The organism is Cloacibacterium sp. TD35 (assembly GCF_028864635.1).
Classification (GTDB): Bacteria; Bacteroidota; Bacteroidia; order Flavobacteriales; family Weeksellaceae; genus Cloacibacterium.
In genome coordinates this window covers 810,915-831,928 of the sequence record NZ_CP104850.1, presented here as the reverse complement: position 1 = coordinate 831,928, position 21,014 = coordinate 810,915, and the positions used below count along the sequence as shown (strand labels likewise).

The 21,014-nt window shown below is 34.3% G+C and carries 19 protein-coding genes; 13 read left to right on the top strand and 6 right to left on the bottom strand.

Annotated elements, in window-relative coordinates; all coding sequences use genetic code 11:
• The first annotated feature begins 42 nt into the window (after positions 1-42).
• The 4 genes from N7277_RS03740 to ypfJ are packed head-to-tail and all read left to right on the top strand — an operon-like array spanning position 43 to position 4,266.
• Positions 43-753: a tetratricopeptide repeat protein gene (locus N7277_RS03740; protein WP_274780408.1), complete on the top strand. Its 711-nt coding sequence runs from the start codon at positions 43-45 to the stop codon at positions 751-753.
• Positions 754-762: 9 nt separating this feature from the next.
• Positions 763-1,251, top strand: coding sequence for a 6,7-dimethyl-8-ribityllumazine synthase (gene ribH / locus N7277_RS03735; protein WP_069799988.1), 489 nt, complete (start codon positions 763-765; stop codon positions 1,249-1,251).
• 36 nt (positions 1,252-1,287) lie between these two features.
• Positions 1,288-3,372 carry an LTA synthase family protein gene (locus N7277_RS03730; RefSeq protein WP_274780407.1) on the top strand — a complete coding sequence of 695 codons (2,085 nt, stop codon included), beginning with the start codon at positions 1,288-1,290 and terminating at the stop codon, positions 3,370-3,372.
• Positions 3,373-3,417: 45 nt separating this feature from the next.
• Complete coding sequence (gene ypfJ / locus N7277_RS03725) at positions 3,418-4,266, top strand: KPN_02809 family neutral zinc metallopeptidase (protein ID WP_274780406.1); 849 nt, start codon at positions 3,418-3,420, stop codon at positions 4,264-4,266.
• 70 nt (positions 4,267-4,336) lie between these two features.
• Here ypfJ and N7277_RS03720 read toward each other — a convergent pair whose 3' ends face one another.
• A complete protein-coding gene (locus N7277_RS03720) occupies positions 4,337-4,873 on the bottom strand; it encodes an RNA methyltransferase (protein ID WP_274780405.1) in 537 nt (178 codons plus the stop codon).
• Between the two features lie 221 nt (positions 4,874-5,094).
• Here N7277_RS03720 and mutS point away from each other — a divergent pair, with 221 nt between their 5' ends.
• Both mutS and N7277_RS03710 read left to right on the top strand, forming a co-directional pair.
• Complete coding sequence (mutS, locus tag N7277_RS03715) at positions 5,095-7,674, top strand: DNA mismatch repair protein MutS (RefSeq protein ID WP_274780404.1); 2,580 nt, start codon at positions 5,095-5,097, stop codon at positions 7,672-7,674.
• 8 nt (positions 7,675-7,682) lie between these two features.
• Positions 7,683-9,038: a DUF4403 family protein gene (locus N7277_RS03710; RefSeq protein ID WP_274780403.1), complete on the top strand. Its 1,356-nt coding sequence runs from the start codon at positions 7,683-7,685 to the stop codon at positions 9,036-9,038.
• Here the strand turns inward: N7277_RS03710 and N7277_RS03705 are convergent.
• Positions 9,035-10,243: an NAD(P)/FAD-dependent oxidoreductase gene (locus N7277_RS03705; RefSeq protein ID WP_274780402.1), complete on the bottom strand. Its 1,209-nt coding sequence runs from the start codon at positions 10,241-10,243 to the stop codon at positions 9,035-9,037. The two genes, N7277_RS03710 and N7277_RS03705, sit on opposite strands and share 4 nt — an antisense overlap.
• Before the next feature lie 147 nt (positions 10,244-10,390).
• Here N7277_RS03705 and N7277_RS03700 point away from each other — a divergent pair, with 147 nt between their 5' ends.
• A complete protein-coding gene (locus tag N7277_RS03700) occupies positions 10,391-10,891 on the top strand; it encodes an acyl-CoA thioesterase (protein ID WP_274780401.1) in 501 nt (166 codons plus the stop codon).
• A 60-nt stretch (positions 10,892-10,951) separates the two neighbouring features.
• Positions 10,952-12,004, top strand: coding sequence for a thiamine-phosphate kinase (gene thiL / locus N7277_RS03695; RefSeq protein ID WP_274780400.1), 1,053 nt, complete (start codon positions 10,952-10,954; stop codon positions 12,002-12,004).
• A 31-nt stretch (positions 12,005-12,035) separates the two neighbouring features.
• Here thiL and N7277_RS03690 read toward each other — a convergent pair whose 3' ends face one another.
• Together N7277_RS03690 and pepT are read right to left on the bottom strand one after the other, a co-directional pair.
• On the bottom strand, positions 12,036-12,887 hold the full coding sequence (locus tag N7277_RS03690; protein WP_274780399.1) for a UDP-2,3-diacylglucosamine diphosphatase: 852 nt from the start codon (positions 12,885-12,887) through the stop codon (positions 12,036-12,038).
• Positions 12,888-13,020: 133 nt separating this feature from the next.
• Positions 13,021-14,271: a peptidase T gene (gene pepT, locus N7277_RS03685; RefSeq protein ID WP_274780398.1), complete on the bottom strand. Its 1,251-nt coding sequence runs from the start codon at positions 14,269-14,271 to the stop codon at positions 13,021-13,023.
• A gap of 146 nt (positions 14,272-14,417) precedes the next feature.
• Here pepT and N7277_RS03680 point away from each other — a divergent pair, with 146 nt between their 5' ends.
• Both N7277_RS03680 and N7277_RS03675 read left to right on the top strand, forming a co-directional pair.
• Entirely contained in the window at positions 14,418-15,263 is an 846-nt protein-coding gene (locus N7277_RS03680; protein ID WP_274780397.1) for a hydroxymethylglutaryl-CoA lyase, read from the top strand.
• A 225-nt stretch (positions 15,264-15,488) separates the two neighbouring features.
• Entirely contained in the window at positions 15,489-16,328 is an 840-nt protein-coding gene (locus N7277_RS03675) for a sulfurtransferase (protein WP_274780396.1), read from the top strand.
• Between the two features lie 76 nt (positions 16,329-16,404).
• Here N7277_RS03675 and N7277_RS03670 read toward each other — a convergent pair whose 3' ends face one another.
• Complete coding sequence (locus N7277_RS03670; protein WP_274780395.1) at positions 16,405-16,734, bottom strand: SUF system Fe-S cluster assembly protein; 330 nt, start codon at positions 16,732-16,734, stop codon at positions 16,405-16,407.
• 35 nt (positions 16,735-16,769) lie between these two features.
• Complete coding sequence (locus N7277_RS03665; protein WP_274780394.1) at positions 16,770-17,468, bottom strand: 3'-5' exonuclease; 699 nt, start codon at positions 17,466-17,468, stop codon at positions 16,770-16,772.
• Positions 17,469-17,870: 402 nt separating this feature from the next.
• Here N7277_RS03665 and N7277_RS03660 point away from each other — a divergent pair, with 402 nt between their 5' ends.
• From N7277_RS03660 to N7277_RS03650, 3 genes are all read left to right on the top strand, one after another.
• Positions 17,871-18,671 carry a hypothetical protein gene (locus N7277_RS03660; protein ID WP_274780393.1) on the top strand — a complete coding sequence of 267 codons (801 nt, stop codon included), beginning with the start codon at positions 17,871-17,873 and terminating at the stop codon, positions 18,669-18,671.
• A 19-nt stretch (positions 18,672-18,690) separates the two neighbouring features.
• A complete protein-coding gene (locus tag N7277_RS03655; RefSeq protein WP_274780392.1) occupies positions 18,691-19,461 on the top strand; it encodes a hypothetical protein in 771 nt (256 codons plus the stop codon).
• A 68-nt stretch (positions 19,462-19,529) separates the two neighbouring features.
• The gene (locus N7277_RS03650) at positions 19,530-20,990 is read left to right on the top strand and encodes an MFS transporter (RefSeq protein ID WP_274780391.1); all 1,461 of its coding nucleotides are present in this window, start codon (positions 19,530-19,532) and stop codon (positions 20,988-20,990) included.
• Positions 20,991-21,014: the final 24 nt, after the last annotated feature.

Sequence of the window (21,014 nt, the reverse complement as noted above, 5' to 3'; positions counted from 1 at the left end):
TCACAATAGAAACTATTATTTTTGCATTTCAATTTCAAAATTATGACAGACAAGCATAAAAGCAAAAAAGAGCTAGAGAACGAAGGAAAAGAAACGGTAGAAATTTTTCAAGATTTAGACCAAACCGCGCTCAAAACAGAGATGTTCATTGAAAAATACGCTAAACAAATTGGGATTATTTTTGCGGCTGTAGTATTAGCAGTTTTACTGTACTTTGCTTATCAGCAATTTATCGCAAATCCTAAAAACGAAGAAGCTACTATGAGCTATCTGGCTGCTCAAAAAAACCTTTCTGAAGGAAAAGATGACATCGCACTAGGTGGAAAATCTGCTGCAAACCCAGGGTTCAAAGGTACTTATGAGCAATTTGCTAGTACAGATGCTGGTAAACTTTCTGCTTATAACGCAGGTTTACTAAAATTCAAAGAAGGTAAATACCAAGAAGCTTACGATTTATTAGATAAATTTTCTTCTGATAATAAAATCTTAATGGCTCTAAAATATGGAGCAATGGGAGATGCACAAGCAAATCTTAACAAAAATGAAGATGCACTTTCTCTTTTAGACAAAGCTGCTTCTGCTTCTGATGATGCTTACACTTCTTATTACTTTACAAGAAAAGCTGGTTTACTAGCACTTGCAATGAAGAAAAACGCTGAAGCTAAAAAATACTTCGAAACCATCGAAGAAAAATATGCAGATTATGACGGCGGTACTTCTGATGCTTATATAGAAATGGTAAAAAACTTTTAAAAATATAAAATGGCAACTGTAAATCTTTCGGATTACAAACCATTACAAATCTCAAATGCTGATTCTTTTAGAATCGGCATTGTTGTTTCAGATTGGAATGATTTTGTAACATATAACCTTCGCGATGCAGCGATACAAATTCTAGAAAAAGAAGGCGTAAAAAAAGAAAATATAGAAATTTTCTCTGTTCCTGGTGCATTTGAGTTAAGCTATGCATGCATGCAATTGTGCGCTGCTGAAAACCACGATGCAGTAATAGCCATTGGGAATGTCATCAGAGGAGAAACTCCACATTTTGATTACGTTTGCAGCGCTGTAGCTCAAGGAATTAAAGATTGTAATGTAATGACAGATGTTCCCGCTATTTTCTGTGTTTTGACAGACGATAACAAGGAGCAATCTTTGGCAAGAAGTGGCGGAAACCTAGGAAACAAAGGCGTAGAAGCTGCGGTTACTGCTCTTAGAATGATTGAATTCAGAAGAAATTTGAATAAATAATCAAATTCTACACACAAATCTCAAAATTGTATTAAAATGTATCTTCAAAAAGTAAAACCTTTTCTCTATTTAGGAATTTTTTACCTTATCGTTTCCTTTTTATTAAGGTTAGTATTTGTATTCCACCCGATTACCACTGCAGATTTTTCTTTTGCAGAAGTACTGAAGGTTACTTCACTAGGATTAGTGAATGACATTTTGGTATTTACAATTGCCAGTAGCTTTTTAGCACTTTATTTTTTATTCTTATCCAATGGTAAATATCAAAAACCTTACGGACAAATCATCCTAGGAGTTCTGGTTCTTGCTTTTATATACATTTTAGCTACCCCGAATAATATTTTCAAACAATATGGAGGTGGCGTAGTAAAAATTGTTTTAGCATTTTTGGGACTTAAAATTTTATTTTTTGCACTGATGCTGTTTTTACCAAAACAAAGGCTCAAAATCAGAAACAGTTTATACTTTACCACGCTATTCTTGTACGTGCTTTTGATTATTTTCAATGCCGTTTCAGAATATTTCTTCTACAATGAATTTGGGGTTCGTTATAATTTTATCGCTGTAGATTATCTTATCTACACCACCGAAGTTATAGGAAACATTATGGAAAGTTATCCTATCATTCCTCTATTTACTGCTATTTTCGTAGTAACAGGATTGGCAACTTGGTGGATTTACAAAAAGACCAAAGACAGCCTTTTACAATTACCTAATTTAGTTCAAAAGTTTACCTTATTAGGTGTTTTTGCTGTTTTATTGGGAATCAGTTTAAGCTTTGCAGAGAAAATTAACCTTAAAAAAGGAAATATCTTCCAACAGGAAATCGCTGCGAACGGAATGGTAAAATTCTACGAAGCTTTCAGCAATAACACGCTAGATTTTTTCACATTCTATCCTACTGTTGACCAAAAAACCGCAGAAAAAAATACTCTGCTTCCTTTAGGAACCACTACTTTAAACAGACCTATCATTTCTGAGAAACCAGAATTACAAAAAAATGTGGTTCTCATTTCAATAGAAAGTTTGTCTGCAGCTTACATGAAAGCTTATGGTTACGAAGAGAATGTAACTCCTTTCTTAGACCAACTGGCACAAAAAAGTTTATTTTTCACCAATTTATACGCCACAGGAAACAGAACAGTAAGAGGTTTAGAAGCGCTAACGCTTTGTATTCCTCCAACTGCAGGAGAAAGCGTAATTAAAAGAGAAAAAGAAAACAAAAATAAATTTACCACAGGAAGCGTATTTAAGTCAAAAGGTTACAGCGTAAAATACTTATACGGTGGTTACAGTTATTTTGACAATATGAAAGATTTCTACGGAGGAAACGGCTACGAAATTGTAGATAGAGATAATTTCACGCCAGAAGAAATCACTTTCGCAAATGTTTGGGGTGTTTGTGACGAAGATATGGCCAGAAAAGCCATCAGCGAAATGAACAAAGATTATAAAGCAGGTAAACCTTTCTTCCATCATTGGATGACGGTTTCTAACCACAGACCTTTTACTTATCCAGAAGGGAAAATAGACATTCCTGCAGATTCTAAATCTAGAAAAGGTGGCGTAAAATACACAGACTATTCTATCATGAAATTTTTTGAAATGGCTCAAAAACAGCCTTGGTTTAAAAATACCGTTTTCGTGATTGTAGCAGACCATTGTTCATCTAGTGCTGGTAAAACAGAACTCCCAATGGATAAATACAGAATTCCAGCGATTATTTATGCACCAGAATTTGTGGAACCACAGAAATTCTCACAAATTACCTCTCAGATAGATGTAATGCCAACCGTTTTGGGATTATTGAACTTCAAATATCAATCTAAATTTTTAGGTCAAGATGTTTTCTCTAAAAATTTCGTTCCTAGAGCGTATATTGCAACTTATCAGGATTTAGGATTTATAAAAGATAATTACCTTACCGTGATTTCTCCTACTAAAAATATTAAGCAATATCAATTAGTACAAAAACCTAATACTAATACCACAACTGAGTTTAACATCTATTACACTGAAAATCTTTTACAAAACAATCCTAGAAAAGATTTGGTAGAGCAAACCATTTCGGCTTATCAAAGTACAAGCTTTTGGCTGAAAAATAAAATGCTCGACAAATAATTTTTTATTACATTTATCCATCACTAAATCTAAAATATTAAAATCATGAGATGGACAAACGACAGAGCAGATAATGTAGATGATAGAAGAGGTTCTGGTGGAGGGATGCTAGTAGGAGGTGGATTAGGAACTTTAATCATTGCTGCAATTATATTTTTCTTGGGAGGCGATCCTTCTGCTATTTTAAATAATGGCGTTGGCAACACTCCTCAAACGGAACAAAGAAAACTTACATCAGAAGAAATTCAGGTAAGAGAATTTATAAGAATGCTTTCTGCGGAAAACAACCAAACATGGGATAAAATTTTCTCAGAAAACGGAATGCAATACAGAGACCCAAAAATTGTACTCTTCGAAAATGTAACACAATCTAACTGCGGAACTGCACAAGCTGCTATGGGACCATTTTATTGCCCTGCAGACGAAACGGTATATATGGATATGAGTTTCTTTGGCGAAATGCAACAAAAATTTGGCGCTCGTGTTACAGAATTTACGGTGGCATATGTTTTAGCTCACGAAATTGGGCATCACATTCAGACGATTTTAGGAACTACTCAGCAAGTAGATAAAATGCGCACAAGAGGACAATATTCCGAAGCTGATATGAATAGAGTTTCAGTAGCTACAGAATTACAAGCCGATTTCTACGCAGGTTTATGGGCAAAACAAACCGATAACAGAGAAAAATTCCTTGATCCTCAAGATATTCAAAGCGCTATGGAAGCTGCAGCAGCAGTAGGCGATGATAATATCCAAAAAAGAACGGCGGGCTATGTAAACCAAGAAGCTTTTACTCATGGTAGTTCAGAACAGCGTGTAGAATGGTTTATGAAAGGTTATAGTTCTGGAGATTTTACCCAAGGAAATACTTTTGATCAACTTTTAAAATAATAAAAACTAAAATCCCGAAAATTTTCGGGATTTTTTTATAATGAACTTTTATACAAATTTTTCGGACTTTCTACTTCAAATTTTTAAAAAATTCCCACATCACGATTCCACCGCAAACCGAAACATTAAGAGAATGCTTAGTTCCCAACTGTGGAATTTCTAGACATTCATCTAAATCTGTAAGGATTTCATCTGAAATACCATCAACCTCATTGCCTAAAACCAAAGCATATTTTTTAGTTTTATCAATGTTAAAATCCGTAATCATCACAGAATTAGTAGTTTGTTCAATCCCAACAACTTCATAACCCAAAGTTTTTAAATCAATTACTGCTTCTTTCACGCTTTCGTAAAATTGCCAATCTACACTTTCAGTTGCGCCAAGTGCTGCTTTATGGATTTCTCTGTGAGGAGGTTTTGGTGTAATTCCGCATAATAAAATTTTCTCTACCAAAAAAGCATCTGCAGTTCGGAAAGCCGCACCTACATTATGCATACTTCTGATATTATCTAAAACCACCACTAACGGAATTTTCTCCGTATTCTTGAAGGTTTCTACATCTATTCTTCCTAATTCTTCTAATTTCAGTTTTTTGGTAGGCTGCATTTTTGTATTTTTGGCAAAATTAAGGTTTTATAATACAAAGGCGAAATATAAATCTTGATTTTCGAATGCTTTTAAGTCGCAAGAATTTTGTCTTTGACAAAATTTTTATTTTTTTGAACAAAATCATTCATCTCTGATGAATCTTTGCGACTTAAAAACAGTAATTTTGTATAAAATAGTTTTAACAATATCTTGCGCTTTTGCGTTAAAGAATAAATCATATGGCAAAAAAAGAAACTCCGTTAATGACACAATACAATACCATCAAGGCGAAATATCCTGATGCTTTGTTACTTTTTCGGGTGGGAGATTTCTATGAGACTTTCGGTCAAGATGCCATTAAAACTTCTCAGATTTTAGGGATTGTTCTTACTAAAAGAGCCAATGGAGAAGGTCATATTGAGTTAGCAGGTTTTCCGCATCATTCTGTAGATTCTTACTTGCCAAAATTGGTAAGAGCAGGAATGCGTGTTGCAATATGTGACCAACTAGAAGATCCTAAAATGGTAAAAGGAATTGTGAAACGTGGCGTTACAGAGTTAGTTACTCCAGGAGTTACGTTTAACGAGCAGGTTTTGAATTCTAAGAAAAATAATTTCTTGCTTTCTCTTCACAAAGAAAAAGAGAAATTTGGGATCGCATTAGTAGATGTTTCTACGGGTGAATTTCTTGTGGCAGAAGGTAACTTAGAGAAACTTTTACACATTGTTCACACCTTTGATCCTTCGGAAATTATTTACCAAAGAACTGCAGAAATTCCTTCCCAACTTAAAAATAAAAACTGTTTCAAGCTAGAAGATTGGGCGTATCAATATAATTTTGCCTACGAAAAACTGAACTCCCATTTCAAAACCAAATCGCTAAAAGGTTTCGGAATTGAAGAACAAAAATTGGGAATTACTGCAGCTGGAGCGATTTTCGCTTATTTAGTTGAAGATACACATCACGCTCTTTTACAACACATTACAAAAATACAGAGCATTCCGCAAGATGATTATTTGATGATGGACAATTTCACTTTGCGAAATTTAGAAATTGTACATTCTAGTAATTTTCAAGGGAAATCTTTGCTCGATATAATTGACAAAACTTCCACTGCAATGGGAGGAAGATTGCTTCGTAGAAGATTAATTTTGCCTCTAAAATCAGTAAACGAAATCAACCGCAGACTTTCCTTAATTGAATTTTTCAACAAAGAAGATTCTTTAAAATTTGAAATTTTAGATTTATTGAAAGGAATTTCAGATTTAGATAGATTGATTGGGAAATTAGCTGCCGAAAAAATTTCACCGAAAGAACTCGGCTATCTTCGTCAGAGTTTAATCAATATTCAGAAAATTAGAGAATTATTGAGTTCTCATCACGATGTTTTGGCTTGGCTAGAACCTCTGAACAATTTGGAAGAACTAATTTCTTATCTTCAAAATCATTTGAATGAAGAACTTCCAGTAAACCTCAACAAAGGAAATGTCATCAAATCCGAAATTTCGGAAGAACTCGACAGATTGAGAAATCTTCAAAGCAAAGGGAAAGGTTTTCTTGATGAAATGTGCCAAAGAGAAATAGAAAGAACGGGAATTTCTTCTCTAAAAATTGATTTTAATAATGTTTTTGGTTACTACATCGAGGTTAGAAACACGCATAAAGACAAGGTTCCAGAAGATTGGATTCGTAAACAAACTTTGGTAAACGCAGAACGCTACATTACCGAAGAATTGAAGGAATACGAAACGCAAATTCTCGGAGCGGAAGAAAAAATTTCGCAGATTGAACATCAATTATATCGTCAGGTTTGTGAAAATGTACTGATGTATATTGACCAAATTCAAGAAAATTCTAGATTAATTGCTCAAATTGATTGTGCGGTTTCGCTTTCGGAACTTTCTATTTCTGAAAATTATACAAAGCCCGTCCTCAACGAAACTTTTGCGATTGATATTAAAGAAGGAAGACATCCAATTATAGAAAAATCACTTCCTTTAGGAGAAAAATACATTCCGAATGATGTTTTTCTAGATAAAGATTCTCAACAAATCATTATGGTTACCGGGCCAAATATGGCGGGTAAATCTGCGATTTTAAGACAAACTGCCATTATTTGTTTACTGGCGCAAATTGGAAGTTTCGTCCCTGCAAAACATGCCGAAATTGGCATTTTAGATAAAATTTTCACTAGAGTTGGCGCTACCGATAATATTTCTGCTGGAGAATCTACTTTTATGGTAGAAATGAATGAAGCGGCGAATATTTTGAACAATATTTCTGAGAGAAGTTTGATTTTGCTTGATGAAATTGGGCGTGGAACTTCTACTTATGACGGGGTTTCCATCGCTTGGGCGATTGCAGAATATCTTCATCAGCATTCTACTCAACCGAAAACACTTTTCGCCACGCATTACCACGAACTCAATGAAATGAGCGTGAATTTTGAGAGAATCAAAAATTTCCACGTGACAATTCAGGAGAACAAAGGCAATATTATTTTCCTCAGAAAACTGGTTGCTGGCGGTAGTGAACACAGTTTCGGGATTCACGTTGCAAAATTAGCAGGAATGCCTTCAAAAGTAGTAAACAGAGCTTCTGAAATTCTGAAAACTTTGGAAGATTCTCGCTCTCAAAGTGGTTCTACCGAAAAAATAAAACGTGTGACTGAAGAAAATCTTCAGTTGTCTTTCTTCCAATTGGATGATCCTGTTTTGGAAAACATCAGAGAAGAACTTACTAAAATTGATATCAATACTTTAACACCAATTGAAGCATTAATGAAGTTGAATGCAATTAAAAAGATGATTGGGAAATAAATTTGAGAATGAGAATATCACTCCTATTCATATTTTTATCCATTTTCAGTTTTTCACAAACCGAAACACATCAGTTTCCGAAGATTCCTTCTAGTATTTCCGTGCCGATTTCTTTGCCGATTTCTGAAATCCAAAGATTAACGAACCAATCCATCACTGGAACACTTTACGAAGACCAATCCTATGAAAATAATGATAATGACCAACTGAAAACCAAAGTAGAAAAAGATGGCGAAATCGTTATGAAAGCATTAACCAATAATAGATTAATGTTTTCTGTTCCGCTTAAAATTTGGGCAGAAAAAGGCATTGGAACGCTCGGTTTATACTCTTATCAAGAAACCAATTTCAGAGTGGTGATGAATTTTATTTCATCGGTAGAATTTCTACAAAATTGGCAAGTAAAAACCACTACTTCTACCGCTGGTTTTGTTTGGCGAGAAAAACCGGTCTTAGATTTTGGGAAAATAAAATTTCCTTTAGCTAGTGTCATTGAAAAAATTTTGGTGAAACAACAAAAGGATTTTACCAACATGATTGATGCACAAATCCAACAAAAAATGAATCTTCAACCGTATATTCTCAAAGTTTGGAATAACTTTTCTGAACCTATGAAGATTTCTGATGAATACAATACTTGGCTGAAAATCACTCCGCAAACCGTAAAAATGTCGCCCCTAGAAATTTACCTTGACAAGATGAAAACTACGGTTTCTATTGACTTATTCTCAGAAACATTTGTGGGAACCAAACCTTCGAAAAATCCTTTGGTGAATGCGGTTCCTTATTTTACTTCTGCTCAAAATCTGGGTAGAGAATTTCTGCTCAAAACCACCACCAATATTCCTTTTTCTGAAGCTACAACGATTGCCCAAAAACAATTTCTAGGGAAAGAATTTCCTTTTAACGAAGGGAAATCAAAAATTAAAGTAGAAGACATAAAAGTCTATGCAGAAAACGAAAATGTAGTCATCGAAATTCAAACTTCTGGAAAAGTAAATGGCATTTCTTATATCAAAGGAAAACTCATTTATGACGCCCAAAAACATAAAATAGGATTCACCAAATCTGATTTTAAACTGAAAACCAAAAATATTTTTCACAAAGCAATCACTTCACTTTTTGAAGGAAAAATAGTGAGAATGATTGAACAAGACTACGGAATTCCGTTTTTAGAACTCGAAAACGCATCAAAAAAATCTATTGAAGAAAGCTTCAACAAAGAATACCAAAAAGGATTTAAACTTTCGGGAAAAGTAATGGATTTTAAACCTACAGAATTCTTAATTTCTGATGAACATATTACAACGGTAGTTGATACTTATGCAAAAGTAGAATTGAAAATCGAGGGAATGAGTTTTTAATTTTTAGCATTCAAATCCTGCGCAATCAGCCATGCTTCACTCCAACAAGCTTGGAAATTAAAACCTCCAGTTACAGCGTCAATATTCAAAACTTCTCCTGCAATGTAGAAATTTTCCAAAATTTTAGATTCCATCGTTTTGAAATTTATCTCCTTCAAATCTACACCACCTGCAGTTACAAATTCGTCTTTAAAGGTAGATTTTCCTTTGACTTGCATTGTGTTTTCACAAAGATTTTCTAGAATTTTTTGGAGTTCTTGCTTTGTGATGTGAGAAATATTTTTCTCCAAATCTACTTTAGACAACCACAAAATTCGGTGCCAAAAGCGAGTGGTAATTTCAAAAACTTTCGCATTACCAATTGTTTTTTTGGGATTTTCTTCTCTGTAATTTTTGAAAAGTTCTTCCGCTTGTTCTTTGTCTACGCCTATGAAATTGACTTTAATCTCGAAATTATATTTTAAATCAGAAAGTTCTCTGGCTTTCCAAGCAGAAAGTTTAAGAATGGCAGGACCAGAAAGTCCCCAATGCGTAATGAGAAGTGGACCAAATTCTTCCATTTTCAATTTTGGAATAGAAACTTCTGCATGAGGAAAACTCGTTCCCATTAAATCATTCAGTACATCATTTTTTATATTAAAAGTGAATAATGACGGAACTGGCGAAACAATTTTATGCCCTAAATTTTCAATCATTTTCAAAGATTTCGGCGAACTTCCTGTGGTATAAATTACATAATCGGTAAGAATTTCTCCTTCTTTGGTGATGATTTTATAGCCTTCTTCTAATTTCTGAATTTCTAAAACGACTGATTGTGTTTTGATTTCAAAATTTTTAGTTTGAACTTCTTTCAAGAAACAATCTATAATGGTTTGGGAGGAATTACTTTCCGGGAAAATTCTGTTATCATCTTCTATCTTCAACGAAACATTTCGTTGATCAAACCAATCCATCGTATCTCCTGGTTTAAATTTACTGAAAACGCTTAGCAATTCTTTGTTTCCTCTTGGGTAAAATTTCACCAATTCACGAGGATCAAAGCAGGCATGAGTTACATTACATCTTCCGCCTCCAGAGATTTTTACTTTTTGGAGGGTTTCATTATTTTGTTCTAAAATAGTAACGTAGTATTTTTCTGCATCGAGGTTTGCTGCACAGAAAAATCCTGCAGCGCCGCCTCCAATGATGGTGATTTTCTTTTTCATATTTTATCTGTTCTCTTGCTTCAAGACAAAAGAACCAAAAGTTCAGGACTTGAATTCTTTGCAAAAATAAATAAAACTTGTCGCCTTTGTGTTAAATTTTTTAAAACCACGATTATTGCGTATTTTTGAAGCCTAAAAAACTTAAAAATGATTTACTACCATAAACACGAAGTTCGCTGGAGCGATATAGATGCCAACAGACATTTAGCAAACTCTTCTTATGTGCAATATTGTGCGCAAACAAGAATGGCTTTTATGACAAAACATAAAATGGGCGTTGCTCAACTCAACAGATGGGGAATTGGCCCTGTAATTTTGCATGAAAGATATTCTTTTTTTAAGGAAGTTCATGCTGACCAAGAAGTGATTGTTTCATTAGAAATTTCTGGAAGCTCTGAAGATGCAAGTATTTACCAATTCACGCACAAGTTCTATTTGCCAGACGGTACACATTGTGCAACTGCCGAAGCAATGGGAGTTTGGATTGATATGATGCTCAGAAAAACCACCACTCCGCCAGATGATATTTTGGTGGTGATGAATCAGTTTAAGACCGAAAATACTAAACTGCTTTCTAGAGAAGACATTAAAGCATTGCCTTTCCGTCCAGAAAATATAGATGCGAGTTTAATGGATTTAAATCGTTAAATTTTAAAAAATTAAGAGTCAAAATTTTGGCTCATTTTATTTTACTTAGCCTTTACAATTATGTTAGAAGATAAAAAACCTCAATTAACACCAATTTCTGAATTAGGAGAATTTGGATTGATTAAACATCTTACCGAAAATTTCCCTATTAAGAATTCTTCCACCGAATGTTCTATTGGTGATGACGCCGCAATCATAAATCCTGAAGGGAAAAAAGTAGTGATTACGTCTGATGTTTTAGCAGAAGGAGTGCATTTTAATTTGGGCTATGTTCCATTGAAACATTTAGGGTACAAAGCGGTTGTTGTAAATCTAAGCGACATTGCCGCAATGAACGCTGTACCTACACAGATTTTAGTTTCTATGGCGGTTTCTAACAGATTTCCTGTGGAAGCTCTTGATGAAATTTACGATGGAATTTACAGAGCTTGCGAAAAATACAATGTAGATTTAGTGGGTGGAGATACTACCAGTTCTACCTCTGGTTTAGTGATTACCATTACTGCTATTGGATTAGAAAATTCTGAAAATATAGTTACCAGAAATGGTGCAAAACCTAACGATTTATTAGTAGTTACCGGAGATTTAGGTGGCGCTTACATGGGTTTACAAATTTTGGAAAGAGAACATACCGTTTATCTAACCAATCCGAATATGCAACCTGAAATGGAAGGCTATGATTACATTTTGGAACGTCAATTAAAACCTGAAGCAAGAACAGACATCAAGAAAACGTTAGAAGAACTCTACATAAAACCGACTTCTATGATTGATGTTTCTGATGGTTTGGCTTCGGAAATCCTGCATCTTTCTGACCAAAGTAAAGTTGGTTTCAGATTGTATGAAGAAAAAATTCCTTTAGACACGCTTACGATTACTACCGCAGATGAATTTAACCTTAATCCTGCAATGTGTGCATTAAGTGGTGGTGAAGATTATGAACTATTATTCACCATTTCTCCAAACGATTTTGAAAAACTGAGAAATCATCCAGATTTTACGGTGATTGGTCACGCTGTAGATTTGGAACAGGGTAATTTTATGGTTTTACGAGGAAGCAACGAACTGGCGCAAATTACTGCGCAAGGTTGGGATGCTTTTTTGAAGAAATAAAAATGAAAGCCACCAAATTAGGTGGCTTTTTTTATATTTTCACTTCAGCAAAACTCGCTAATATTTTAGGGTGTATGAGTTCTTCTATATTGACTGAAATATCATTTTTCTCAATAATAGGTTTTTCAAAATCTTTTTCGTTAAAGAATTTTAAACTCCATTCTCCATGGTTGTATTCTAGCCAAGAGAGATTCTCAATCCAGTCGCCTGAATTTAGGTAATGAACACTCCCTTTTTCCGTTGTCCAGATTTTATCTGCGGGTTGATGAATATGCCCACAAATCACATAATCATAATGATTGTTAATGGCAATTTCAGTGGCTTTTTTCTCAAAATCACCAATAAATTTCACCGCTTTTTTTACAGAATTTTTTACTTTTTTAGAAAGCGAAACTTTTCCTTTCCCGAATTTTTCTAAAATCCAATTGATGGCTCTATTCACCAAAATCAACCAATCATAACCCATCCCTCCTAATTTGGCTATGAATTTAGCCCCGCCAGAAGTGGTATGGTCAAAAACATCTCCGTGAAAAATCCAATGTTTTTTGCCTTCAATTTCTAATAAATATTTATCGGTAAGAAAAAGATTTCCCATCGATAAATCAGTGTATTTTCTTAAGAATTCATCATGATTTCCTGTAATGTAAATCACCTGAGTTCCTTTTTTCATCATTTTGAAAAACTCACTCAAAACTGCCATGTGAGAATTTGGGAAATACCTTTTAGAAAAAGCCCAACCGTCGATAACATCACCATTGAGAATTAACACTTTCGGAGAAACACTTTTGAGATAAGCCACCAATTCTTTAGCATGACAACCATACGTTCCCAAATGTATATCAGATAAAACTACTACTTCTACTTCGCGTTTTTGTTTTGCCATAAATAGTTTTTGTAAAATTAATCTGGCAGTATTAATTGGTGATTAACAGAGTTTTAAATTTCTTGTAACTTCCTCATTTATAATAAAAAAGCGCAAAGAAAATTCTTTGCGCCTCATTTTTTCCTTAAAAAAACTATTTCTTCGCTTTTGCGATATTCACAATTACTTTCACAGCCTTTTCCATAGATTCTAGCGCCACATATTCATACGGCCCGTGGAAGTTTTCTCCACCTGCAAAAATATTTGGGCAAGGCAATCCCATGTAAGACAATTGCGCACCATCAGTTCCACCTCTAATTGCTTTAATTTTCGGTTCTATGTTGGCGTCTTTCATCGCTTGTTCTGCAATTTCTACAATGTGCATTTTGCCTTCAAATTGCTGTTTCATGTTACGGTACTGCTCTTTAATTTCTATTTCGGCAGTATTTTCACCGTGTTTTACATTAAATTCTGCTACTTTTTCGGTGATGAATTTTTTACGATTTTCAAATTTATCAGCATCGTGGTCTCTGATGATGTATTGCAATTTAGCTTCAGAAACATCACCTTTAATTTCCATTAAATGATAAAACCCTTCAAACCCTTTGGTGGTAGCTGGTGTTTCATTAGCAGGTAACATCTGTGCAAATTCTGCTGCGAGAAGTCCTGCATTTTTCATTTGACCAAAAGCATAACCTGGATGCACAGAAAGTCCGTTGATTTTCACCACTGCTCCTGCTGCATTGAAGTTTTCGTATTCTAATTCGCCCACTTCACTTCCGTCCATTGTATAAGCATATTCTGCCCCGAATTTTGCTACATCAAATTTGTGTGCACCTCGTCCGATTTCTTCGTCTGGTGTAAAACCAATCGCAATTCTTCCGTTTTTAATATCTGGATGCGCCAAAAGATATTCTGCAGCAGTTACAATTTCTGCAACGCCCGCTTTATCATCAGCCCCAAGAAGCGAAGTTCCGTCTGTAGTAATCAATGTTTTTCCTACATATTTTTTCAAACTTGGGAACTTTTCAGAAGAAAGCGTGAAACCTGTTTCTTTGTTGAGCACCAAATCTCCACCGTTATAATCTTCCCAAATTTGTGGATTTACATCTTTCCCGTTAAAATCTGGTGAAGTATCATAATGCGCGATAAAACCTACCGTTGGCTCATTTTCTGAAATATTAGAAGGAACATACGCCATGATGTAACCATTTTCGTCCATAGAAACATCAGAAAGTCCTAAATCTTGTAATTCCTGAAAAATATATTTCGCGATGTCCCATTGCTGTGGAGAAGAAGGCGTGGTTTCACTTTCTGCATCGCTAGTTGAATATATTTTAACATAAGTCAGGAAACGGTTCAGAAGACGCATTTTCCATTCGTGATTGAATTCTATTGTCTGCATTTCTTTATTTTTATTTCTTACAAATTTACTTCATTTGTTTGGATGCTGGAAGAAGGAAGCTGGAAGTTTTTTAGAGATATTCGTAAATTTTTGAAATCCGTAAAAAATCGTATTTTTAGGCAAGAAATAAAATCTAAAAATTAGAAATGTTTTTAACTGAATGTCCACGAGACGCCATGCAGGGTTGGGGAGAATTTATTCCCACTCAAAAAAAGATTGATTACATTAATGCATTGATGGAAGTAGGCTTTGATGTACTCGATTGTGGAAGTTTCGTGTCGCCAAAAGCCATTCCTCAAATGGCAGATACTAAAGACGTAATCCCAGAAATCCATAAAAAAAACAATACCAAAATTTCTGTCATTGTAGCCAATGTTTCTGGTGCAGAACGAGCCTTGAAGCATGAAAACGTTGATATTTTAGGCTTTCCTTTTTCTATTTCTGAAACGTTTCAGTACAGAAATACCAATAAAAACCAAGAAGAAGCGTATGAAGAAATTGTGAAAATCTGGGAGTTGGTACAATCTGAAAACAGAGAATTAAACCTTTATTTTTCTATGGCTTTCGGAAATCCTTATGGTGAAATCTGGAAATGGCAAGATGTAGAATTTTGGGCAAAAAGATTTGCAGAAATTGGCATCAAAAATATATTGCTTTCAGACACTACAGGAACTGGTAACGTAGAGCGAATTTCGCAATTGTTTGAAAAAATTCCTACACAGTTTCCTGATATTCATTTCGGAGCGCATTTTCACAACAAATACGAAGATTCATACGTAAAACTTAAAGCGGCTTATGATAAAGGTTGCAGAAGATTTGATTCTGCGATTAAAGGAATTGGCGGTTGTCCTTATGCAAAAGATGATTTGGTAGGAAATATGCCAACGGAACAAGTCATTAATTTTATGGCAACTGAAAAAATAGACCATAAACTGAACCTTCTTAATTTTGAAGCAGCTTGGAATAGAGCAAAAGATATTTTTAAGTTTTAAATAAAATATAATGATAGAAGCCTTTGAAGAAAGTCCAGTTTTAGCAAGTTTAGGCTTAGTTACTTTCATCATTGTTATCTTCTCTGTGTTTGTAATTCCAGTGATAGTAATAATATCAACCTATAATTTCTTCAAAAAAAGAGGCAATAAAAAACTGTCAATATTAATTCCAAGTTTACTACTATTAATACACATTTTCTTAATTTCATATATAATATTCTTTCAATGAAACCCATTATCACCGTATCCGAACTTTCAGAAATTTTCAATCAAGAAAACTTAGTGATTCTTGATGCTAGAACGGGAAAAGACGCTCGTGAAAATTATCTACAAAATCACATCAAAGGTGCTAGGTTTATCGACCTTGACAAAGATTTAGCAGAAATTGGCGAAGATGCCGCTTTCGGAGGAAGGCATCCTTTGCCAAAGATTTCAGAATTTGCAGAAACTTTACAAAATTTAGGGATTTCGGAGGATTCTTACATTGTGGTTTATGACACTTCTAATGGCGCAAATGCAGCGGCTCGTTGTTGGTGGATGTTAAAATCTTTTGGAATTGAAAAAGTCCATGTTTTAAGTGGTGGATTTCAAACAGCAGAAAAGGCAGGGATTCCTTTAAAATCTGGAGAAGAATTTTTTGAAAAAACTTCTTTTATCTTGAAAGAAAACTGGAGTTGGCCAACCTCAACTTTAGAAGAGGTAGAAAAAGAAATTGCCGAAAATTCTGCTACCGTCATAGATGTAAGAGATGCTTACAGATACCGTGGAGAAAGCGAACCGATAGATTTAGTAGCAGGACATATTCCTGGTGCGATTAACATTCCTTTTTCTGAAAATTTAGACGAAAATGGAGCGTTTTTATCACCTGAAATTTTGAAAGAAAAATATCAAAACTTATTATTTCACCAGCCAGAAAAATTAATCATTCACTGTGGTTCTGGAGTTACTGCTTGTCATACGATTTTGGCTTTGGATTATGCAGGATTCCCCATCCCGAATTTATACGTGGGTTCATGGAGTGAGTGGAGCCGAAGAGAAGGAAAGGAAACCGCGAAAGAAGTCTAAATATTTTTAAATTTAAACCATAAAAAAACACCAATTACTTGGTGTTTTTAATTTTTATCTGTGAAATGAACGGAGATTAAAAAAGTATTCCCAATTCAAATTTTGCTTCTTCACTCATCATGTCTTTGTTCCAACTTGGCTCAAAAGTAAGCTCTAAGTCTACAGATTTTACATTTTCTACTCCTGCTACTTTTTCTTTTACCTCTTGAGGTAGAGATTCGGCTACAGGACAGTTAGGCGTAGTAAGAGTCATTACTACTTTTACATCTCCATCTTCTGAAATTTGCACATCATACACTAATCCCAATTCGTAGATATCTACAGGGATTTCTGGATCGAAAACGGTTTTTAATGCTTTAATGATATTTTCTCCTATAACTGCAATTTGTTCGTCTGTATATTTCATAATTTTTAAACACAGCCAAAGTTTTTTGGCAAAATTTAATCGTTATATCTTTTCAATAAATCTTCCTGACGCATACGTCTGAAAACATTTGCCAAAGTTAAGACATCTTTTTCACAATATTTAACTATTCTAAATAAATCTTTCTCTATGTAATAAATAGATGAAACCATTGAGCCATCTATGTCATCTTTTGGAGTAGGAATATTAAAAACATGCGCTAATAATTCTAATGAAACATAGCTTTTATAGTCTCCAAACTTCCATAATTCCATGGTGTCTAAATGAGGAATTTCCCAAGGTTTTTTCCCATACAATTGAAAAGGAAGCGGCGGTTGCATACCATTAATGAGAAAACGTCTGGCAATCCAAGGAAAATCAAACTCTTTACCATTATGAGCACAAAGAATAACGTCTCTTAATTGAGGTTTATTGAAAATTTCTCCAAATTCTTCGAGCAGTTTTTTTTCGTCTTCATCAAAAAAACTTTTGATTAATAGAGAGCCGTTCTTCTCGAGCATTCCTATAGAAATACAGATGATTTTCCCGAACTCTGCCATGATTCCAGCTCTTTCTCTATAAAATTCTTCGGCAGTAAAGTCTTCTTTTCTTTGGTTAGATGTTTTTTTGTCCCATAGTTTTTTTTCGGTTTCAGAAAGTTCTTCCCAAGCAGAAGCATTAGGGACAGTTTCTATGTCTAAAAATAAAACTCTCTCAATTGGAATGGAATTTATCATGATTTTAGTTTTAAAAATTTATTAAAATCTAATTTATACATTTTAAAATTATCTGCATAATTACTGTGTCTCGATTTTTCAGAATTTTAAAACATGACGAATGTCATGTTTTCATTTATTCTTGCGAATTTCTTGATTTTTAAAAATGAAGAGATTTTTCATTTTGTGTGCTTTTACCAATCTAATTACACGCCCCATTACGAAAGGTTTCTTTCATTGAATGTTTATTAACAAAGAGGTCATTTCTTTCTTCCAAAATAATCTACTACATCGTTTTCGTAACTTTTTTTTAAGCTGGTTTTAAAACGCAGTAATTTTACATCGTGAAAGAAACACATAATTAATTGCGAAATTAATAATTGTTTTTCTCCATAAAAAGATTAAATACTACAATTTAAAAAAATGAAACTTTTTCCCTCTTTATTAATTTTTATCCTTTTCTTCAGTAATTCATTAATGGGGCAAGAATCTGTAAATCCTAAATTGGAAAAAGATTCTATAATTCCTAATCAAAATATTGTAGAATTAAATGCAAGAATAGAAAGTATGCACAGATGGAGAGGAAATGCTTCTTCTGACCGCCCAACGATTACTGGAACGCTAAAGGTAAATCTAGACAAAAATAAAAAATGGCAAATGGGAATTTGGGGTGCTAGTGCTATTTCTAATGAGACTTCTGGCGTGCATTATAAAGAAATAGACTATTTTATTACTTATCAAGTAACTCCAAAATTTTCTTTGGGAATCTGGGACCAGTTTCCTATGAAAAACCAAATCAACCCCAATATTTTTGATTATAACCAATACTCTACTAAACATTATATAGATTTAGAAATGATTTATTATTTCGGAGACCAGTTTCCACTTCGTCTTCAAAGTGATATCGCATTATATGGGAATGATTTCGAAACTGATGCTTTTGGCAAAAAAACTAGACTTTATTCCACTTATATTGAAGGTTTGTATAGAATGATTACCACTCCTAAAATGCGTTTTGGCCCATTATTAGGAATAGGAATGTCATTCCAAGGCAACTCTATGGGATACGGAAATGGCAAAGGGAATTTTAATGTAGTAAACGTAGGATTCATGGCTGTTCGCAAAGTGAAAGTATCTAATTGGCAATTCCCTGTAACTGGAGTAGCGTTTTGGAATCCTTCTCAAAAAATTGCTAGAGTGCAGATAAGTGCTAATCTATTTTAATTAAATTATAATTGTAAAAATGAAAAAAAATCTCTCTTTACTGCTTTTCGTTTTAATCAGCAGTTTTGGCTTCACACAGCAAACCGTAGCATTCGAGCATAAAGATTCTGTAGTGGTTCCTCATCCTCACCCTTGGAAAATAAATTTAAGCGCTACCTATGTAACTCAGCATTATTGGAGAGGAATAGGACGTGGTGGCTTATTTGGAAAAGCACCATCTCTAGAACCTCAAGTAACTTTCACTCATCAGAACTGGACTTTTGGGGTTTTTGCAGGAGCTTCATTTGATAATATTTACAAAACAATAATGCCTTTTGTAATTTACAGAGTAACTCCAGAGTTTTCGGTAGCTGTACAAGATATTTATTCTCCTGGTACACATTTCTGGGATTCAAAACCTTTGGATTTTGACCTTTACACTTCTAAACATTTTGTGGATTACTATATGGTATATCGTTTCAAAGATTTTCCTGTTCAATTAAAATGGGCTACCGTATTCTTAGGAAAAGACCCCAATGCTGATGGAAATAGAAATTATTCCAGCTATGCAGAAATCTCTTCTGGTTTTAAGTTAAACAAATTACAAGTTGACGGTTATGTAGGAGGCACTCCATGGAAAGGTTTATATGCTAAAGAAGCAGGAATAACCAATCTAGAAGGAAAAGTGCAATACAATTTTGTGATTAACAAGAACGTTCCGTTTCCTGTATTCATAAAAGTAGCACACAATCCTATCGCTAAAACACAGCATTTTATTGCAGGATGCACCGTTAATTTAAATTTAAAATAAAGTAGTAACTTTAAGAGGACTCTATTAGAGTAAAAAAATAAATCAAGAAAAAATAAAAAAAGAACGTTATGAAAACAACAGCAGCAACTCAGACTTTTCAAGGTAATGATCGTTTACTATACGGTATAATTCTTGGGGTTTTAGCTTTCTGGCTATTCGCACAAACTACATTAAATATAAATGTGGGAATGGCTAAAGATTTAGGAATGGAACAAAATATGATGAATATTGCGGTTTCTATTACCTCGTTATTCTCTGGTATTTTTATTGTGGTACTAGGAGGTTTGGCAGACAGAGTAGGCCGTGTAAAAATGGTACAGATTGGTTTTATATTCAGTATTATAGGTTCAGCACTTGTAGCTTTAACTCCTACAGGAGCTTTATCTACTCCAGTATTAATGTTGGGTAGAATTTTCCAGGGACTTTCTGGCGCTTCATTAATGCCTGCAAGTTTAGCTTTAGTAAAAGCATATTGGGACGGAGCTGGTAGACAAAGAGCAATTAGTTTATGGTCAATTGGTTCTTGGGGAGGTTCAGGATTTTGTGCACTTTTTGGTGGATTAGTAGCCTCTAACTTTGGTTGGAGATACATTTTCTGGGCTACCGTATTAGTTTCTATCATTGGTTTCTTTATGGTAAAAGGAACTCCAGAAAGTAAAGGTGAAGTAAAAGCTGATTATAAATTTGACCTTGCTGGTGTTATCACTTTCATGTTTTCTATCATCGGTTTAATGCTTTTCTTAACTAAAGGAAGTACATTCGGTTGGTCTAGCCCAATTTCTTTAGGACTTATAGCATCATTCTTAGTTTTCGGATTTATTTTCTACAGATTAGAATCTAAAAACGCTAGCGCATTCGTTGATTTTAAATTATTCAAAAATTCTATTTTCACGGGTGCTACTATTTCTAACTTCTTACTAAATGCTACTGCTGGTATCTTAATTGTATCTCTTGGTTTAGTTCAAGTAGGTGGAGGTCTTACTTCACAAGAATCTGGAATGCTAACTTTAGGATACGCAATCGCAATTGTAGCTTTCATTAGAGTGGGTGAAAAATTATTACAAAAATTCGGTGCAAGAAAACCAATGATTTGGGGTTCATTAATCGTGGGATTATCAATCATTCTATTAATGTTTACCAATACCTTAATCGGAACTTATAAAATATTAGCTATTGTAGCGTACACTCTTTTTGGATTAGGTTTAGCTTTTTATGCAACACCTTCTACAGACGCAGCGCTTTCTAACCTTCCTGCAGACCAAGCTGGAACAGGAGCTGGAATTTACAAAATGGCTTCTTCTCTAGGTGGAGCATTAGGCGTAGCTATTTCTGCAAGTATCTTCACAGCATTAAGTGGAGTTGGAAGCCCAATAGAATGGTTAACAGGTATGGTAGATTTTGTAGGAAGACAAGACAATGTAGTCATCAGAGAAGCAGCTATGATTGCTTTAGGAGTAAACCTAGCTATGGTAATTATGGCCATTATATCAATTTCGATGACCGTTCCTAAAGGTAAAAAAGGTGAATAGTAGTTTGAAAATTAAAATCTAATA

Coding starts and splice junctions, on each gene's coding strand:
- N7277_RS03740 (WP_274780408.1), top strand. CDS start 43: ATGACAGACAAGCATAAAAGCAAAAAAGAGCTAGAGAACGAAGGAAAA.
- ribH (WP_069799988.1), top strand. CDS start 763: ATGGCAACTGTAAATCTTTCGGATTACAAACCATTACAAATCTCAAAT.
- N7277_RS03730 (WP_274780407.1), top strand. CDS start 1,288: ATGTATCTTCAAAAAGTAAAACCTTTTCTCTATTTAGGAATTTTTTAC.
- ypfJ (WP_274780406.1), top strand. CDS start 3,418: ATGAGATGGACAAACGACAGAGCAGATAATGTAGATGATAGAAGAGGT.
- N7277_RS03720 (WP_274780405.1), bottom strand. CDS start 4,873: ATGCAGCCTACCAAAAAACTGAAATTAGAAGAATTAGGAAGAATAGAT.
- mutS (WP_274780404.1), top strand. CDS start 5,095: ATGGCAAAAAAAGAAACTCCGTTAATGACACAATACAATACCATCAAG.
- N7277_RS03710 (WP_274780403.1), top strand. CDS start 7,683: ATGAGAATATCACTCCTATTCATATTTTTATCCATTTTCAGTTTTTCA.
- N7277_RS03705 (WP_274780402.1), bottom strand. CDS start 10,243: ATGAAAAAGAAAATCACCATCATTGGAGGCGGCGCTGCAGGATTTTTC.
- N7277_RS03700 (WP_274780401.1), top strand. CDS start 10,391: ATGATTTACTACCATAAACACGAAGTTCGCTGGAGCGATATAGATGCC.
- thiL (WP_274780400.1), top strand. CDS start 10,952: ATGTTAGAAGATAAAAAACCTCAATTAACACCAATTTCTGAATTAGGA.
- N7277_RS03690 (WP_274780399.1), bottom strand. CDS start 12,887: ATGGCAAAACAAAAACGCGAAGTAGAAGTAGTAGTTTTATCTGATATA.
- pepT (WP_274780398.1), bottom strand. CDS start 14,271: ATGCAGACAATAGAATTCAATCACGAATGGAAAATGCGTCTTCTGAAC.
- N7277_RS03680 (WP_274780397.1), top strand. CDS start 14,418: ATGTTTTTAACTGAATGTCCACGAGACGCCATGCAGGGTTGGGGAGAA.
- N7277_RS03675 (WP_274780396.1), top strand. CDS start 15,489: ATGAAACCCATTATCACCGTATCCGAACTTTCAGAAATTTTCAATCAA.
- N7277_RS03670 (WP_274780395.1), bottom strand. CDS start 16,734: ATGAAATATACAGACGAACAAATTGCAGTTATAGGAGAAAATATCATT.
- N7277_RS03665 (WP_274780394.1), bottom strand. CDS start 17,468: ATGATAAATTCCATTCCAATTGAGAGAGTTTTATTTTTAGACATAGAA.
- N7277_RS03660 (WP_274780393.1), top strand. CDS start 17,871: ATGAAACTTTTTCCCTCTTTATTAATTTTTATCCTTTTCTTCAGTAAT.
- N7277_RS03655 (WP_274780392.1), top strand. CDS start 18,691: ATGAAAAAAAATCTCTCTTTACTGCTTTTCGTTTTAATCAGCAGTTTT.
- N7277_RS03650 (WP_274780391.1), top strand. CDS start 19,530: ATGAAAACAACAGCAGCAACTCAGACTTTTCAAGGTAATGATCGTTTA.